The following is a 15,207-nucleotide window of genomic DNA, read 5'->3' as shown; positions in this document are numbered from 1 at the left end:
GAGGCGTCCGATTGGCGCCCACGTGACCGCCAGAACACACGGAGCAGAACTCAGATTCACACGACGAGTACTGCCACTAACTCCGGATTAGGTGGAGGTGGGCCGGATGGAGACGAGACACGATGAATGGAGCAGTCCGATGCCCCTGGCGTGAAGGTCGCCAGGTTCTCGCGCGACGGTTGGCCCGCAGCGGTCCAGGAGTTGCCGGCGGACCGATGGCAGGTCCGGCTCGGGTAGGTCACACCGGCCGCGAGGGGGCCGTACTGGCGCTGTACATCTCGTCGGCCGGTGCGATGTGGGTTTCCCGTGCTGCTCGGCTCCAGCCGCGGGTGTACTCGACCATCCATCGGCCGTCGGTGTCCTGCCAGACGCGGGTGATGGTGCCGAAGTGGTGGTTGCCGTCGCCGAGTTTGCGCCACAGGTTGTCGCCGATGGTCCACGGGGGCGAGTGGGGCATGACCTCTCCAAGCCTGGGTGTGAGTGATGGTGGTCCTCGCCCGGCCGCCGTCGGGGGTACCTGCGGCCGGGCGAGGGAAGGCGGGCCCGGCAGTGATTCGCGCACCGCCGGGCCTGGTCACCCGACGCAGCGCGGGTGGCCGGGGCCGACCGGGCGGTGCGGTAGGACGCGCGGGCCTGGCCGGAGGCCGCGTGCGGTCCCGTACCGCTGCGGCCATGGGCGGCTCCTCAGCCGCCCGAGTTCGAGATCCGGCCGAGCGGCGGAGCTGGGACCCGGTACAGCAGGTACGCCCGGATCTCGTGCTGGAGCGCGACCAGTTCGTCGGTTGTCATGTCCACTGGCTCGCGATCCGGGAACTTCACCCGCACCGGACGGTGGGAGTCGCCGGATGGGCCCACATGAACTCGATCGGGGGGATCTGTTGCCGCCATTTCCGTACTCCTTGGTCGCCGCAAGCGTGGTGACCAGGGAATCGCTTCCACCCCGGTTCGGTGAGGAGCCTGCATGTGGGCCTCTGAGTGGGCCAGACTGTTGGCCGGCAGCACGACATGTGCACTATGTCGGGGGCAACCATGCACCAGCACGAAACCGTCGGAACGCTCATCGCACGCGTGCGACGCGAGCAGGGCAGGACCCAGCAGCGTCTCGCCGATCTCCTGTGCCAGGCATCCGGCGACGCCACGGTGACCAGGCACGAGGTCTCCCGGTGGGAGCGCGGCGTCCGGCTCCCCACCCGGTGGCTGCCGTGGATCTCGACCGTCCTCGGGATCAGCCTCGACGAACTCGAAGCCGCCGCCGCCCCGATGCGAGGACGCCGTGGCCAAGCCGCGCCCCCGGTCCCGGGCTCGGCAACACCGTGGTGCACCGACGAGTGGAGCCGGGCCGATGCGGAGGCCGTGGCGCATGCCCTCACCGACAACCACGCCGACGCACTCGCCGCCCGGGTCGCCCACGAGTGGCTGCTCGCCGACACGCCTCAGGTGTACGAGATGCGCTCCGGCCGCCGCGTCGGAGCCGCCCTCGCCGACACCATCCGCCGGCGTGGTGACCATCTCCGACGCATGGACGACATCGTCGGCGGCACCGACCTCTACCCCGCCATCGCAGGCGAACTCGCCGACACCGTTCGCGTCCTCCGCGAGGGCTCCTACACGGAAGAGACCGGCCGCGCGTTGCTGACCGTCGGCGCCGAACTCGCCCAGCTCGCAGGCTGGGTGGCGTCCGACCTCGGCCTACACGCCCAGGCGGAACGCGACTACCTCGCCGGCGTCCGGCTCGCCCACGGGGCCGGCGACCGACCTCTCGCCGCGAACCTGCTGTCCACGCTGTCGTACCAGATGGCCAACACCGGCCGGGAAACCGAGGCCGTGCTGGTCGCCCGGTCCGCAGAGGCCGGAGGCAGGGGGGAGGCGACGGCCAGTGTGCGCGCGCTCCTCCTCGAACGGGTCGCGTGGGCGCACGCCCGAGCAGACCAGCCCCGCGAGTGCGACCGGGCGCTCGGAGCCGCCGACGACGCCTTCGAGCGCAGCCGGCCGGGCGAGGATCCCGAGTGGGTGTACTGGCTGAACCGCGACGAGATGAACGTCATGGCCGGCCGCTGCTACACCGAGTTGCGCAGGCCGCTACGTGCCGAGCCGCTGCTGCGGACCGCCGTCGACCGGTACGACACCACGCATGTCAGGGAGATGTCCCTCTATCTGTCGTGGCTGGCGGAGGCGTACCTCCAGGCCCGCGAGGTCGACGAGGCGGCTCGCGTCGCGACGCGGGTACTCGACATCGCGGTCGGCATCGACTCGGCGCGCAGCAACGCCCGGCTGTCATTGCTGGCCGGGCAACTCGCCTCGCACGAGTCCGCACCGGTGGTGCGCGAGTTCCGCGAGCGATTTGCAGAGAGCGTCGCGTAGTCGATCCGCCACACAGCGCCCGAACTGCCGAACGGCGGACGGCAGCAGTTCTTCACATCGGTTCGCCGAACCGCCGAGACCGCGAACGCCCCCCAGACATCCTGACCCGCCGTCAGGCGCTCTATCTCGTCGGCTACGACCCGGCGCCGGACGCCACGCCGTGGATACAGCACCAGCAGCGAGGCCGCCGTAGCCAGGGATGGCTTGTCGACTGGCTCGACGCGCGCTCTGTGGCCTCCGTCGCCGTCCGTCAGGGCAATCCCGAGAGGAGGACCAACTTCATCGAACACACCCTCGTGGACAGCGACCCCGGGGAAACCGCGAATCTGAACTACCGGGCCTACTGGGTCGGTGGGTTGCCGCAACTGCACGGGGACGACGCGTTCATGGCGGCGCCGGTGACCCCAGGGGCCTGGAGCGGGCGGCGCCTCCTCGCGCACCTCGCCGGCCACCTCACACCAGGGTTGGGGTTCTCCGAGCTGTGCGTCCACACCCTGTGGTCGCTGTTCACCGTCCGCCCTCACCTCCTCCAGGCGGCGGGCGTCGACACGGACGTCCTGCGGGAACGGGTCGATGTCCTGTTGGATGGCGCGACGCTGACCACACAGGCACGGCGAGAGCTGGACGCAGTCCGGTACGCCGTCCGCCTGTCGAAGACGTAGACCACAGGCAAGGGGCATGGGGTGGCTGACGGAGACCGCGCGGTGGCGAACTTCCTCTTCGAGGCGGGCACGTTGAAGCTGCACAAACGGACCGGGTGGTGGATCGCCGGCGTCAAGGATCCGGAGTCCGTGGCCGAGCACTCCTGGCGGGCCGCGCTCCTGGCCTCGATCATCGCCGAGTTGGAGGGTGCCGACCCGGCGAAGGCCGCGCTCCTGTCGGTATGGCACGACACCGGGGAGACGCGCACCGGCGACCTCGCGCACATCAGCCAGAAGTACGTCGGCAAAGGCGACACCGAGCGGATCGCGGCCGACCAGTCCCAGGGCATGCCCGCCGGTCTGGGCGCGCTGATGCGGTCGATCATCGGCGAATACGAGGCCCGCGAAACGCCCGAGGCGATTTGCGCGGGCGACGCGGACAAGCTGGAGTGCCTGATCCAGGCCCTGGAATACCAGGACCAGGGACACAAGAACGTGGACCGGTGGATCGTGAACTCCCAGAAGCGAATCCGTACCGAGTCGGCGAGGCGCTTGGCCGAGGAATTGCTGAAGACCGGGACTCTCACCTGGCTTCGTGAGGCCATGGGCGAGTCGAAGTAGAGCGCGTAGCCGGCGCGCACTCCGCCTGTGTGCGCGCCGGCTACCGGTCACGCCCACCGCGATGCCACCCTGGCGGCATGAACGAGCAGACCACCGACCCTCGCCGGCCCCGGCACACCATCGGCTTCGGCGGCACCCACCACGCCACCCCCGCCGAGATCCGCGCCGAACTCCCGGACGACCTCCGCATGGACTTCGAAGAGGAGTACCAGGCCGCACTCGCCGCCGCGAACGCCGACGGCGACCTCCAGCCCCTCGCCGACATGCTCGGCCCCTGGCAGGCCGAGATCCGCATGCGACGCAGCCCCGACCGGCCGGAGACCGAATAGGCCCTCCGGCGGATCAACGTCGGCCCGGCCGTCGACACCCCGTCCCGGCCGACCTCGCGCAGGGCGAGACCACCCGTGAGCCACGGCGACGAGTCCACCTGCACCGGCCGGCGCCGACTGCACGAACGGAGTCGGCCCACGTGAACAGCGCCCATGGCGACGTGGGCCCGCGCGACCTTGTCCCATCCTGCCTTCTGCGGCGTCTCCCGTTCACATCTCGGCGATCCGGTCGAGGAGTTGGCGGGCCCGCGGCTTGCCTGGTGCGAGTCGGCTCCGCATGAGCGGCGTGGCGCCGAGCGGCGGCGGGAGGCCGGCGCCTGACCGAAGTACAACCTGGTTTTCACCGACCGGGTGCCGGTCCTGGCGCACCTGCGCACCGGGCTCCCGTACGCCGCGCCGGCCAAGCCGTACGGGCCGGCTCGCTCCATGGTTTCCCGCGCCATCGGCGAGATCCTGCCGCTGCCGGCGGCGCGTGGCCTCGCCGTCCCCGACCGCCCAGGGCGCGGTTGTGCACCTTGGCGGGCGCGTTCGCCTGCGCGGAAGCCGAAGGGATCACCCTGCGGATCGACGGGACCGAGACCCAGGTCCGCCGGCCCAAGGCCAACCGGCCCGGACGGCGGGCCTTCGTCTCCGGCAAGAAGAAGCAGAACGCCATCAAGGCCAACACCGTCAGCGACAGGCAGGGCCTGCCACGGCGATCTCCGCAGGGGTGGCGGGGCATCCGAAGCTCCGGCCAGGACAAGTTGATCCAGGGTCGCCCGTACACCCGGAGCCTCACTCATCCCGGTGGCGGCGCCCACCCTGAACCGACCCCGCGCAGCCCGACCTTGCCCTATCCGGGTCCATCCAGTGGGGTGAGCAGGACGATCGGGATCTCGCGGTCGGTCTTCCGCGCGTATTCGTCGTAGAGCGGGAAGATGTCCACCATCTGCGCCCAGAGAGACGCCCGCTCGGCCGAGGATGCGACGCGGGCGCGGGCGGTGAACCGGCGAGTGCCGACCTGCACGCCGACACTCGGTTCCGCCTCGAGGTTCATCAACCATGCCGGGTTCTCTGCGGCACCGCCCTTGGAGGCGACAACGACGTACTCGCCACCCGAGGTGCCGTAGATCAGGCAGGTGCGGCGAGGCGTACCGGTCCGGCGTCCGGTCGTGGCGAGCACGAGAGTGTGCACGCCATTGCTCTCGTGACCTTCGGTGCCGCCCGAGGCGAGATACGTGCGGGTGTGCTCGGCGACCCAGTCCCACTGCGAGTCGGTGGCGCGGTCGAGGTCCTCGGCAATGGCCATGACGGCTGTCCTTCCCCTACACGGAACGGTGCGGCCACACCGGCCACATCGCATCTGCCCCTCGGACGGAGCAGCCACGCCGATCTCGACATCCCAGCCACATCTTCCGTCGAGAACTTCCGGCCCGGCCCGGCGGCACCCGGGCCAAGGCCGTCCAACCGCCGATCCTCGCCGACCGACACGAGGTCGGACAACCCTCCCTGCCACAAACGACACGCACAGAAACCGCCACCGTGCTCACCCCGCAGCCGACCACCCTCCTGGCCGCACCTCGCTCCCGACGCGCCATCACCGCGCAACAGGAACCCGCCACGGGAACCGCGCAGATCGATGCGGAAGTTACCCCACAAAGTCGTCCCACGAGACCCGCCCGCTGAACATGCCCGCACAAAAACCGACCGACGCGGGCTCCGCCCTCGACTCGGATACGCCCGCGACAAGAACGCAATCGTGGTGTCCCACCCTGGGCCGCCTCGACCGCACAGTGCGCGACCCCCTGAATGTGATCCACGACCTGTCCGGCGCACGGAGCCTGGGTACGAAATCCGGCCCACCCGATCCGCACCGACTCGTCCGACCCCGATGACCGATGTGCAGCCGGCTGTTGTGCTGTCGGCCTCGTTCGGGGCAGATGGAACGCACCACCCCTGGAGCGTGCCGCAGCCGCCAGACGGACAGCCATTGCCCGCCCGCGCCGCCGCAACCACAACGGGCTCGCGGCCGGGGACACCACCACCCAAGGCAGCCTCTCCCGCCACCTCCCGCCCGTCGAACAGCGTGCAGTCGGCCGTGGCCACTGAGGCGGCGCTGCCGCCGACAACGCACCCACCGAACCCACCAGGCCGGTCCCAAAACCAGCTACCGCAGATCAGCCCTGGCCGTCGTACTGGTCTGCGTCCGGGCCGCCTTCGACGTCGAACGTGCGCCTCGGGACGAACGTCTGGGATCGGAGCCGTTGGCGGGGTCTGGCTTGCGTTCGCCGATCCGGTCCTGCGGCCCGTGCTGCTGCCGACCGCCGTCGCGGCTGCGTTTCTGTTGCCGGTGGTGGCCCTGTTGGGCCCTGTCGACGCGCCGGCACGGTGGGACCGGGCCCCGGGCTGGTGGCCGGAGCCTCGGGATGATCGCGGTCGCGTTGCTGATCACCCGCCGGGGCCAGGCCCGTCGTATCGGTGTGGGCGCGGCCCTGGGTTGTGCGTCGCCGGCGGCCGGATCGCCCTCGCCCCGACCGTCACCGTCGCGACGATCGGCGGGGTCGTCGTCCTCGGCGTCGGCTCCGAGATGTTCGCCTGCCATATCGGCCTGTTGGTCCTGACCGGCGTACCGGGCACCCACCTGTCCCGGATGCAGGCGCTGCTCACCCTCGTCCAGAGCGCGGCGCTGCTCGTGGCCAACAATGCCCTTGGCGCGCTCGCGACAAGGCCGGCCCCACGACCGCGACCACACTGTCTGCCGTCATGGTCGGCGTCGCAGGCATCGTGGCCTCGGTCAATCGCCCGATGCGGCGCGCCCGCAACCGCCGCGACCGGGAGCAGAGTCGCCCGCCGGATGGCCGGCGCGCGGCACACCGAACACGCGGCCACACCTCGACCACCGCCCCCTGAGCGCCCTCGCCGACAAGGCCGACCCGACCACCGCAGCGTCGCGGCGTCCGATGCGGCGTGCCCGCTACCTGGTCGGTGTCGGCTCCGGCCAGGAGATGGCGTAGTGCTTGAGGTCGGGGTCCTCCTTGGTCAGTTGCATGCCGACGGCCGTCATCACGTATTGGGAGGCGACGTTGTCGCGTGCGGTGTCGCCTCGGACGCAGGTGACGCCCGCCTCCCGGGCGAAGCGCAGGAGTTCGCGCAGGGCCTCGGTCGCGTAGCCGTGGCCGCGCGCTTCCGGGGCCAAGCCGTAGCCGATGGTGACCGCGCCGCTCGCGTCGGGCGCCCCGTGGAAGCCCAGCCCACCGATCGCCCGCCCGTCGGTGCGGCGGCGAATCTCGTAATTGCCGAACGCGCCCGGATCACCGTCGTTCGCGCAGGTGTCCAGGAACCGCCGGCCGCCGGCCACGTCGCCGTGCGAGGGATAGCCGGCCGCCCAGCACGCGTCGTCGACCGGTGTGCCGGCCACCAGCCGCTCCACCTCCGGGACGGTCAGCGGATGCAACACGAGCCGAGTCGTTTCAAGATCTTTTTTCATGGGGGCCAGGAGTATCACGACAAATGGTCGAACCGCATGCGGATTTCCGGGCCCCGTCCCGTCACGCCTTCCGCGCCGCCAGCACCCACAGGCCGGCCGGGCCGGGTTCGTTGCGTTCGGGAACCAGACCCACCTCGGCACAGCGGTCGGCGAGCCAGGTCGGGGCGATCCGGAGCTTGGCGTAGCTGCCGACGTGTTGGGTCCAGGCGGTGCCGTCGTGGACGTGCAGAAGGTCGTAGACGAGGACCGTGTCCTCGTCCGGATACTCCAGGAAGCAGGTCAGGACGCGGTTGCCGGTGCTTCGCACCGGGATGAAACGGTCTATTCCGTGCAGCGTCTCGGTGAGATCCCGGTAGGTGACGACGAGCCGGCCGCCGGGTTCGAGGGCCTGCGCGATGTCGCCGAGCAGCGCCGTCACGTCGTCCTTCGAGGGCAGATGGGTGAGCGTGTCGCCCATGCACACGACGGCCGCGACCCCGCCCGGCGAGGTGAGCCCCGGCAGCACCTTGCGGATGTCCTCGTGCACCGGCTCGATCGCCGGCAATTCGGCTGCGTGCTCCGCGAGTTCGGAGAGGAGGAGGCGACTGGTGTCGACCGCGAAGACCCGGGTGAAGCCCAGCTCCGCCAGCGCCAGACTCTGATTGCCCGGCCCGCACCCCAGGTCCACCGAGATCGCGGACGTCCGCGTCGGCGCGATACCCAGCTCGGTCAGCAACTCGCCCTGCCCCGCGACGATCGGGGCCAGGTCGCCGCCCAACATCCAGGTGTAGTTCTCGGCGAGCAGCCGCTCGTAGTGTTCGGCAGCGGCGCTGGTCATACCGGTACTCCCGTTCGAACGTGCCAGGAAAACTTGGAAACCTACGCGGTCGCGACGAGCGACCCACGGGTCAACACGGCCCGCTCCCGCACCACCGGCCGCGCAACGGTGGCGACAGCCGGTACGACCACCGGCGCAACCACCGGCACGACCACCGGAACCACCGTCGCCACAACCGCCTTGGATCGCACCACGAACCGCAGGAACAGGAACCGCGCGACCCCCGCCACACCGGAGGCGGTCAGATACACCGCCTGCTCCTTGAGCACTCCCGGAGCCGACTGCAGCGCATGCAGGGCCAACATCGCGCCGGTGGTGAAGAGGTAGGAGACGCCCGCCGAAAGCGCCGACTGCAGGTGGACCCGACCCCGGGCCCGACCCGCGCCGAAGGTGAATCGGCTGTGCAACTCGGTGGCCAGCAGTGTGAAGACCACGGTCACCATGGCGTTGGCGACGATGATGGACATGTGCCCGGACAGGGCCACGAGCACGGCGCTCGACGCGAGTCCGGTGCCACCGCCGAAGAAGACGAAACGCATGAACGCGGCTACTGTCCCCGACCTCGTTGCGGCGCTCATGGGTCCCCCGGTCCTCTTCTTCCACTGATCCACGTCTTCGGCTCCTTAAATCTAGGGGCGATCAAGCAGCACGGAATCAGTCGTGTGTAGGTACTCCTGTTACTGCTTGGGGAGGACCCGCCCCTAGGGGTACTACTCCCGGCGACGCACTCGGGGGGTTACGAAAGTACGTCCTCACGCCTATCCCGAGGATTACCTACGTCCCAGGGATCACCCCTGGCGACCTTGGGAGTCGGGGGTACCGGCGGCACCGCGCAAGGATCCGCGTCCTCCTCGGGGCCGTGATCGGTGGCCTGGTGGCCCCGTTACACGTCAGGGTTCGCCTCAGGGGTGCCCTCGACCGCAGCCGATCCGACCGTGCCGCCCTCGCCCGCGCCAACATCACCGTCACCGTCGCCGTCGCCGTCGCCGTCGCCGTCGCCGTCGCCGTCGCCATACGGACGCGTGATGATCTCCAGGTAGTGCCCGCTCGGATCGAGGAAGTAGGTACCCCGACCGCCGTAGTGATGATTGATCGCATCCGGTTCGCTCAGTCGCGGATCCGCGTAGTGCCGGACCCCCGCAGCCACCAAGCGTCCGAGGATCGCGTCGAACTCCGATTCGGAGACGAGGAATGCGTAGTGCTGCGCCGAGATCGTCTCCGGCGCGACGGTGGCGAAGTCCAATGTCACGCCGTTGGCGGTGGCCACCGGCAGGAACATCCCTGCGGGTGAGCCGACTTCGAGGCCCAGAAGCCCGGCGGTGAACTCGGCGGCGAGTTGCCGGTCCCGAGACAGGACGATGGTGTGATTCAACCGGATCGACACGGTGGAATGCCTCCAAGGCATCACCTGACACCTCGTGCGCCGCACCCGACCGGTGCCGACGTTCGATGCCGCCGTCGATCTTCGACGGGGAAGGGCCGGGTGTCAAGCGCGGGCCGGCGCCCGGGGCGTCTTGCACACCACCCGCAACGCACCGCCCACCCACCACCCACAATTCACCGCCGACCCGGCCCCCGTGATCATCCCGATCCCACCGCCCCGAGAATTGGCAGGCGACGGTGCACGAGCCGCGCACCCGACGACGCACTCGCACGGAACGAGGACCCGGCATGCCCTTGAGCGACCTGCCCTTGACCGACCTGGAAGGTTTTCGGCCGGCGATTCCGCGACCGGACGACTTCGACGCCTTCTGGGCCCGCACGCTCGCCGAGGCCGACACGCACCCCCTCGACCCGACCTTCACGTCCGAGCCCGGCCCGCTGACCCAGGTGGAGGTGTACGACGTGTCCTTCGCGGGATACGCCGGCCAGCGCGTACACGCCTGGCTGCTCCTGCCCGCGCGGCGGGACGACCCGCTCCCCTGTGTCGTCGAATTCCCCGGCTACGGCGGCGGACGTGGCCTACCGCACGAGCAACTCCTGTACGCCGCAGCCGGGTTCGCACACCTCGTGGTGGACGTACGCGGCCAGGGCGGCGTGTGGCGCAGCGGGGACACCGGCGACGACGCCCCGGCGGGCGGCGGCTCCACGCATCCGGGCTTCATGACCCGCGGCATCACCGACCCGGACCTGTACTACTACCGCCGGGTGTTCGTCGACGCGGTACGCGCCGTCGCCACGGCCCGCAGCCACCCGGCCGTCGACCCGACCAGGATCGCGATGGTCGGCGAGAGTCAGGGCGGCGGCATCGCCCTCGCCACGTCCGGCCTGGTCCCCGACCTGACCGCGGTCGTGGCCGAGGTCCCGTTCCTGTGCCACTTTCGCCGAGGCGCCGAGATCGCCGCGACCGGCCCGTACGGCGAACTCGCCCGCTACCTCGCGGCCCACCGCGACCACACCGACGAAGTGTTCCGCACGCTGGGCTACTTCGACGCGGTCAACCACGTCACCCGGGCCACCGCACCGGCGTTGTTCAGCGCAGCGCTGATGGACACGACCTGCCCGCCGTCCACGGTGTTCACCGCCTACCACCACTACCCGGCGACCAAGCGCATGGAGGTCTACCCGTTCAACGGCCACGAGGGCGGCGGCGCGTTCCAGGACGGCGTACGGCTGAGCTACCTGCACACCGCCTTCGGCACCTGACCGCGAATCGGGCGCGGCGTCGAGAACCGAGCAGACCACCACGCCGCGCCCCGCCGCAGCCGTCGGCACCTGCTCAAACCAGCGCCAAATGCATGACGTGCAGCCCGACATATCCATGCTTCGGATGCTTGAAGCCCTCCGGCACGGTGCCGACCAGCTCGAACCCGAGGTCGCGATACAGCCGCACCGCGTACACATTCGTCTCGACCACGGCGTTGAACTGCATCGCCCGATACCCCTGCGCACGAGCCCACGCGATCGAGTACTCGCACAGGGCCCGCCCGACCCCGCGTCCCGAGTGGGCGGGGTCGACCATGTAGCTCGCACTGGCGATGTGCGAACCGTTGCCCAGGTGATTGCGATTCATCTTCGCCGTGCCGAGCACCGCCCCGCTCTGGTCGACCGCGACCACGGTCCGCGACGGGGCGGCCAGAAACCACCACTCACGAGCTTCGTCCGCATCCAGGTCGAGCGGATACGTGAACGTCTCGCCGGCGGCGACGATCTCCCGAAAGAACGGCCGGACACCTGCCCAGTCACCCTCGGTGGCTTCCCTGATCAACATCGTCCCAGCTTGCCGGGCCACCGGCCCACTGCCAACCCGTTTGCGCAGGCCGGCCCGGCCGGCTACGGATCCACCGTGAAGATCACCGCTCGCCCCGCGTCCGCGGCACACCGATAAAAATCCCTCAATCCCGGCAAAAACCCCTGCGTGTAGGCGATATCGTCCTCGTCGGCCGCCCCGTCGTACTCCACGAACTCCAGCGCCCCGAACCGCTCCCGCACCCATTCGGCAGGCAACGGCGCCAACGCCGCGGCGACCGCCCGCACTTCGTCCGGAGCCACATAGGAAACGACATATTCGTCCCCTTCGTGCAGCAGATAGCCACCGAGAATCGCGTGCGACAACGGATACTCGCCACCGTCATAGGTCAACGTGCCGTCCGTCAGACACCGATGCAGCGCATCCCAGGCCTTGTCCACCTCCACCAACCACGCCGGCTCCCAGCGCTCCTCGACCTCCTCGACAACCGCCATCACCTCCGCGTCGTCCACAGCCGCCAGGAGCCGCGAACGGTCCCCTTCCGTCACCGCAAACAAGACACCCCGCCCGCCCATCACCCCTCCGTCCCCGACCCATCGAAGATTTCCCCCATCACACCACCCCCACCCGACACCACCACGATCGCGGTCTCCTACCCGGGCCGTACTCCGTACTCCTGGCCCGACGGGGGCGCGCCGTCTACGCTGCGGGCATGATGCGAAAGGCGCGTACGGCTCCGCGCGGTCCGTCGACCCCGGACAATCCCGGGCGTCCGCCCGGGCCCAGGTCGCCGGACAAGAACCCACCGGCGCCGCCCGAGCATCCGCCACCGCCGGCGCCGTGACGATCGCCCGCGTGGCGTGGGATCGGCTGCCCGTCGCGGCGCGCGACGCGGTCAGCGGCCGGCTGGGCGCGGAGCCGGCGGTGGCGGACGCGGTCAGTGGGGCGAACTGCGGCGCCTCTGCGGTGCTCACCCTCCCCGACGGGCGGACCGTGTTCGTCAAGGCCCAGCGGGCACACGACGCCGCACCCGTCGGGGGCATCTCCGGTGCGGGGCCCGGCTGGTGGGGGTCGGCCTGGGGACCGGTCGACGAACTCGGCCAGGAGGAAAGGGTGAACGCCTTCCTGCCCGCCGGCTCGCCACGCGTGCTGTGGCGGTTGGAGGTCGCAGGATGGCACCTGCTGGCGTTCGAGGGGATCGTGGGTCGGCACGCCGACTACGCCCCGGGATCGCCGGACCTGCCCCTGGTCGTGCGCGCCCTTGCCGAGTTGGGCGGTTGTCCGGCACCGGAGTTGCGGTTGCCGAGTGCGTGGGACCGCTGGGGCTACTGGTGCGACCCGGACCAGGAGCCGCTCCTGTCCGGAACGTGCCTGCTGCACACCGACCCGGCCGCCTGCAACGTCCTGGTCGACGGCGTCCGAGCCCGCCTGGTGGACTGGGCCTGGCCCGCCCTCGGCCCCGCCTGGATCGATCCGGCCCTGTGGGGCCTGCGACTGGTCTCCGCCGGCGGCCACACGCCCGAACAGGCACGGTCCTGGGTGTCCCGAACCCCCGGATGGCGCTCGGCGACCCCGGACGGCGTCCGCACGTTCACCCGCGCCGAGGCGCGACGCTGGGAGGAATACGCGGCGGACGACGTCTGGGGCGCGGCCGAAATCGCCCAAGCCGCCCGCCACTGGGCGGACTTGTGGGCCTAGAGCGGGGCTTCGAGTCCCCGTCGGGTCAGCGGGTGGCGAATCGGGTCAGGGCGGCTTGGATTTCGCCGCGCATGGTGGGGCTGCCGAGGTGGCCGGCGTCGGAGATCGTGGTCAGGGTGGCGGCGGGCCAGGCTTTGGCCAGTTCCCACGCCGTGTCGAGGGGGCTGCTGAGGTCCAGGCGACCGTGGATGAGGACGCCGGGGATGTCGGCGAGGCGGTCGGCGTTGGCCAGGAGGATGCCTTCCGGGAGCCAGGCGCCGTGGGCGAAGTAGTGGGTGACGATGCGGACCAGGGCGGCGCGGGCGGCCGTGGGGCGGCCGGAGTACGCGTCGGGGCGGCCGTTCGGTTCGGTGCCGACGACCGCGTCCTCCCAGGTGCACCAGGCGTTGGTGGCACGCTCGCGGACCGCCGGGTCCGGGTCTTCGACCAGGCGGGCGTAGGCCGCGACGAGGTCGTCGCGTTCGGCGGGTGGGACGCCGTCGCGGAAGCGTTCCCATTCGGCGGGCAGGAAGCGGCCGACGCCGCGATACAGCCAGTCGATTTCCGAGCGGCGGGTCGTGGTGACGGCCGGGATGACGATCTCGGAGACACGTTCGGGGTGGCGCTGCGCGTACGCCAGGATCAGGGTCGAACCCCACGAGCCGCCGTACAGCAACCACCTTTCCACCCCGAGGTGTTCGCGTAGTCGTTCGATGTCCGCGAGTAGATGCTCGGTGGTATTGGACCGCATGTCCGTATCGGGGTCGCTCGCGTGCGGGGTGCTGCGCCCGCAGCCCCGTTGGTCGAAGAGCACGACGCGATAGCGCTGCGGATCGAACTGTTGCCGCATACCCGTCGAACAGCCGGATCCGGGCCCGCCGTGCACGACCAGGGCGGGCTTGCCGGCCGGGTTGCCGCAGGTCTCCCAGTACAGGTGATTGCCGTCGCCGACGTCGAGCATTCCGTGCTCGTAGGGCTCGATGGGGGGATATGGCCGTGCGGAGGTCATGGGTGGCTCCTTGCGAGCAGGGATGTGTGTTCGGGTGCCTTCGAGCGGCAAAACCGCGCGAAGGCAGTGACCATGATCGCCCGTAGGCACCCGAGCCGGCGACACCGAGGCCCGATCCGGCGACCAACGCCCCTGCGAACAAGCCTTGTTCCGACTCGCCCGCAGGGCTACCGCCCGCCCGCGACGGCCCGCCCGCTACCGCCCCTCCACATACGAGTCGACCTTGAACCCGGTGGGCAACACTCCACCGTCGATGGTCCCGGCGAGTTGGCGTGCCTCGGCCTCGTTGAACGTCCCGGAGATCACCACCTCACCCGGAATCGCGGACCGCACACTCGGCGCCACCAGCAGCCTGCCGTCGCACACGATCGCGATGCGATCGGTGGGCAGTCGACCGCCGGCGGCCTCGGACGTGAGCCGGGTGAAGGTGACCTGACCCGAGTTCGTCCACTTGACGATCACGGTCCAGGCGAAGGTGCCCGCTTCCGTCGTCCTGGCCTCGGCCCCGGCGATGTCGGTCCTGGTGAGCACGGCCGGCCCCAGGACGTACTTTTCCGACAACTTGCCATCGCACATCACGACTTCCGCGCTCGGCGGATCGGCCTTCGGCGCCGCCGGGTCGCCGCATTCGGGTCCGCCCGTGGGGGTGGTGCCGCTGCCCGGTCCCCCGGTCGCGGGCGGGAACGGCGTCACGCTGTTCACCGGACGCACGGTCAACTGCCCGACTCCGACGATCGCCGCGAGTCGTTGCCTGGTATCCGCGCCGAACTTGCTCGACGAGACCCGCGCCACCAACACGCCGTCCCGGACCGTCACGGTCTTCACCACCAGGCCGGCCGAGGTCGCGCGTTTGCGTATGGTCTCCGCAGCGGCGGTCAACTGCGGCGCCCCCAACGGAACTTCCGGCGTCAACGTGGCCTCGGCGAAGGCCGTGCCGGACGTCTCCTCGGCGGAATCGGAGCGGTCGCCCTCCTTGAATCGAACCGGATCCTCCGATGAGCAGCCCGCCGCGGCCGGCAGCACGACGGCGGCGGCGGCGACCGTGGCGACGAGGAACCGGGCGAGTCGATTACGCGATGGCTGAGTCACCCGCACC

15 protein-coding genes and 1 pseudogene are annotated in these 15,207 nt (G+C 70.4%); 6 read left to right on the top strand and 10 right to left on the bottom strand.

Annotated features, from left to right (window positions below; genetic code table 11):
* Positions 1-238: 238 nt before the first annotated feature.
* Positions 239-457: a hypothetical protein gene (locus ACH4U8_RS38370; protein WP_395782786.1), complete on the bottom strand. Its 219-nt coding sequence runs from the start codon at positions 455-457 to the stop codon at positions 239-241.
* Between the two features lie 572 nt (positions 458-1,029).
* Between ACH4U8_RS38370 and ACH4U8_RS38365 the strand changes: the two genes are divergently transcribed.
* The 4 genes from ACH4U8_RS38365 to ACH4U8_RS38350 all read left to right on the top strand — a co-directional run bounded on the left by ACH4U8_RS38365 (position 1,030) and on the right by ACH4U8_RS38350 (position 3,952).
* Positions 1,030-2,361 (top strand): transcriptional regulator, encoded by a 1,332-nt coding sequence (locus tag ACH4U8_RS38365; protein ID WP_395782785.1) that lies wholly within the window; start codon positions 1,030-1,032, stop codon positions 2,359-2,361.
* A gap of 230 nt (positions 2,362-2,591) precedes the next feature.
* Positions 2,592-3,023 (top strand): transcriptional regulator, encoded by a 432-nt coding sequence (locus ACH4U8_RS38360; RefSeq protein WP_395782784.1) that lies wholly within the window; start codon positions 2,592-2,594, stop codon positions 3,021-3,023.
* 21 nt (positions 3,024-3,044) lie between these two features.
* Complete coding sequence (locus ACH4U8_RS38355) at positions 3,045-3,623, top strand: HD family hydrolase (protein ID WP_395782783.1); 579 nt, start codon at positions 3,045-3,047, stop codon at positions 3,621-3,623.
* Between the two features lie 77 nt (positions 3,624-3,700).
* Positions 3,701-3,952: a DUF6247 family protein gene (locus tag ACH4U8_RS38350; RefSeq protein WP_395782782.1), complete on the top strand. Its 252-nt coding sequence runs from the start codon at positions 3,701-3,703 to the stop codon at positions 3,950-3,952.
* Positions 3,953-4,784: 832 nt separating this feature from the next.
* Here ACH4U8_RS38350 and ACH4U8_RS38345 read toward each other — a convergent pair.
* The 5 genes and pseudogenes from ACH4U8_RS38345 to ACH4U8_RS38325 all read right to left on the bottom strand — a co-directional run.
* Positions 4,785-5,240, bottom strand: a complete 456-nt coding sequence (locus ACH4U8_RS38345) for a nitroreductase family deazaflavin-dependent oxidoreductase (RefSeq protein WP_360310856.1) — start codon at positions 5,238-5,240, stop codon at positions 4,785-4,787.
* A 1,665-nt stretch (positions 5,241-6,905) separates the two neighbouring features.
* Positions 6,906-7,418: a GNAT family N-acetyltransferase gene (locus tag ACH4U8_RS38340; protein ID WP_395782781.1), complete on the bottom strand. Its 513-nt coding sequence runs from the start codon at positions 7,416-7,418 to the stop codon at positions 6,906-6,908.
* A gap of 61 nt (positions 7,419-7,479) precedes the next feature.
* Positions 7,480-8,235 (bottom strand): class I SAM-dependent methyltransferase, encoded by a 756-nt coding sequence (locus ACH4U8_RS38335; RefSeq protein WP_395782780.1) that lies wholly within the window; start codon positions 8,233-8,235, stop codon positions 7,480-7,482.
* A gap of 41 nt (positions 8,236-8,276) precedes the next feature.
* A complete protein-coding gene (locus ACH4U8_RS38330) occupies positions 8,277-8,813 on the bottom strand; it encodes a hypothetical protein (protein WP_395782779.1) in 537 nt (178 codons plus the stop codon).
* Between the two features lie 431 nt (positions 8,814-9,244).
* A pseudogene (locus ACH4U8_RS38325) lies at positions 9,245-9,619 on the bottom strand (VOC family protein); the annotation flags it as partial.
* Positions 9,620-9,906: 287 nt separating this feature from the next.
* Between ACH4U8_RS38325 and ACH4U8_RS38320 the strand changes: the two are divergent.
* On the top strand, positions 9,907-10,881 hold the full coding sequence (locus ACH4U8_RS38320) for an acetylxylan esterase (RefSeq protein ID WP_395782778.1): 975 nt from the start codon (positions 9,907-9,909) through the stop codon (positions 10,879-10,881).
* A 73-nt stretch (positions 10,882-10,954) separates the two neighbouring features.
* Here ACH4U8_RS38320 and ACH4U8_RS38315 read toward each other — a convergent pair whose 3' ends face one another.
* Both ACH4U8_RS38315 and ACH4U8_RS38310 read right to left on the bottom strand, forming a co-directional pair.
* The gene (locus tag ACH4U8_RS38315) at positions 10,955-11,446 is read right to left on the bottom strand and encodes a GNAT family N-acetyltransferase (protein WP_395782777.1); all 492 of its coding nucleotides are present in this window, start codon (positions 11,444-11,446) and stop codon (positions 10,955-10,957) included.
* Positions 11,447-11,508: 62 nt separating this feature from the next.
* Complete coding sequence (locus ACH4U8_RS38310) at positions 11,509-12,000, bottom strand: DUF1877 family protein (protein WP_395782776.1); 492 nt, start codon at positions 11,998-12,000, stop codon at positions 11,509-11,511.
* A 265-nt stretch (positions 12,001-12,265) separates the two neighbouring features.
* Here ACH4U8_RS38310 and ACH4U8_RS38305 point away from each other — a divergent pair, with 265 nt between their 5' ends.
* Positions 12,266-13,123 carry an aminoglycoside phosphotransferase gene (locus ACH4U8_RS38305; RefSeq protein WP_395782775.1) on the top strand — a complete coding sequence of 286 codons (858 nt, stop codon included), beginning with the start codon at positions 12,266-12,268 and terminating at the stop codon, positions 13,121-13,123.
* A 25-nt stretch (positions 13,124-13,148) separates the two neighbouring features.
* On the opposite strand, the gene pip is transcribed toward ACH4U8_RS38305, so the two are convergent.
* Both pip and ACH4U8_RS38295 read right to left on the bottom strand, forming a co-directional pair.
* Entirely contained in the window at positions 13,149-14,111 is a 963-nt protein-coding gene (gene pip / locus ACH4U8_RS38300) for a prolyl aminopeptidase (RefSeq protein WP_360310838.1), read from the bottom strand.
* A 195-nt stretch (positions 14,112-14,306) separates the two neighbouring features.
* A complete protein-coding gene (locus ACH4U8_RS38295; protein ID WP_395782774.1) occupies positions 14,307-15,200 on the bottom strand; it encodes a SecDF P1 head subdomain-containing protein in 894 nt (297 codons plus the stop codon).
* Positions 15,201-15,207 lie beyond the last annotated feature (7 nt).

Source organism: Embleya sp. NPDC020886 (genome assembly GCF_044333915.1).
GTDB lineage: Bacteria > Actinomycetota > Actinomycetes > Streptomycetales > Streptomycetaceae > Embleya.
Note: the sequence above shows the minus strand (reverse complement) of the source record. Positions and strands in the feature narration are given on the sequence as shown.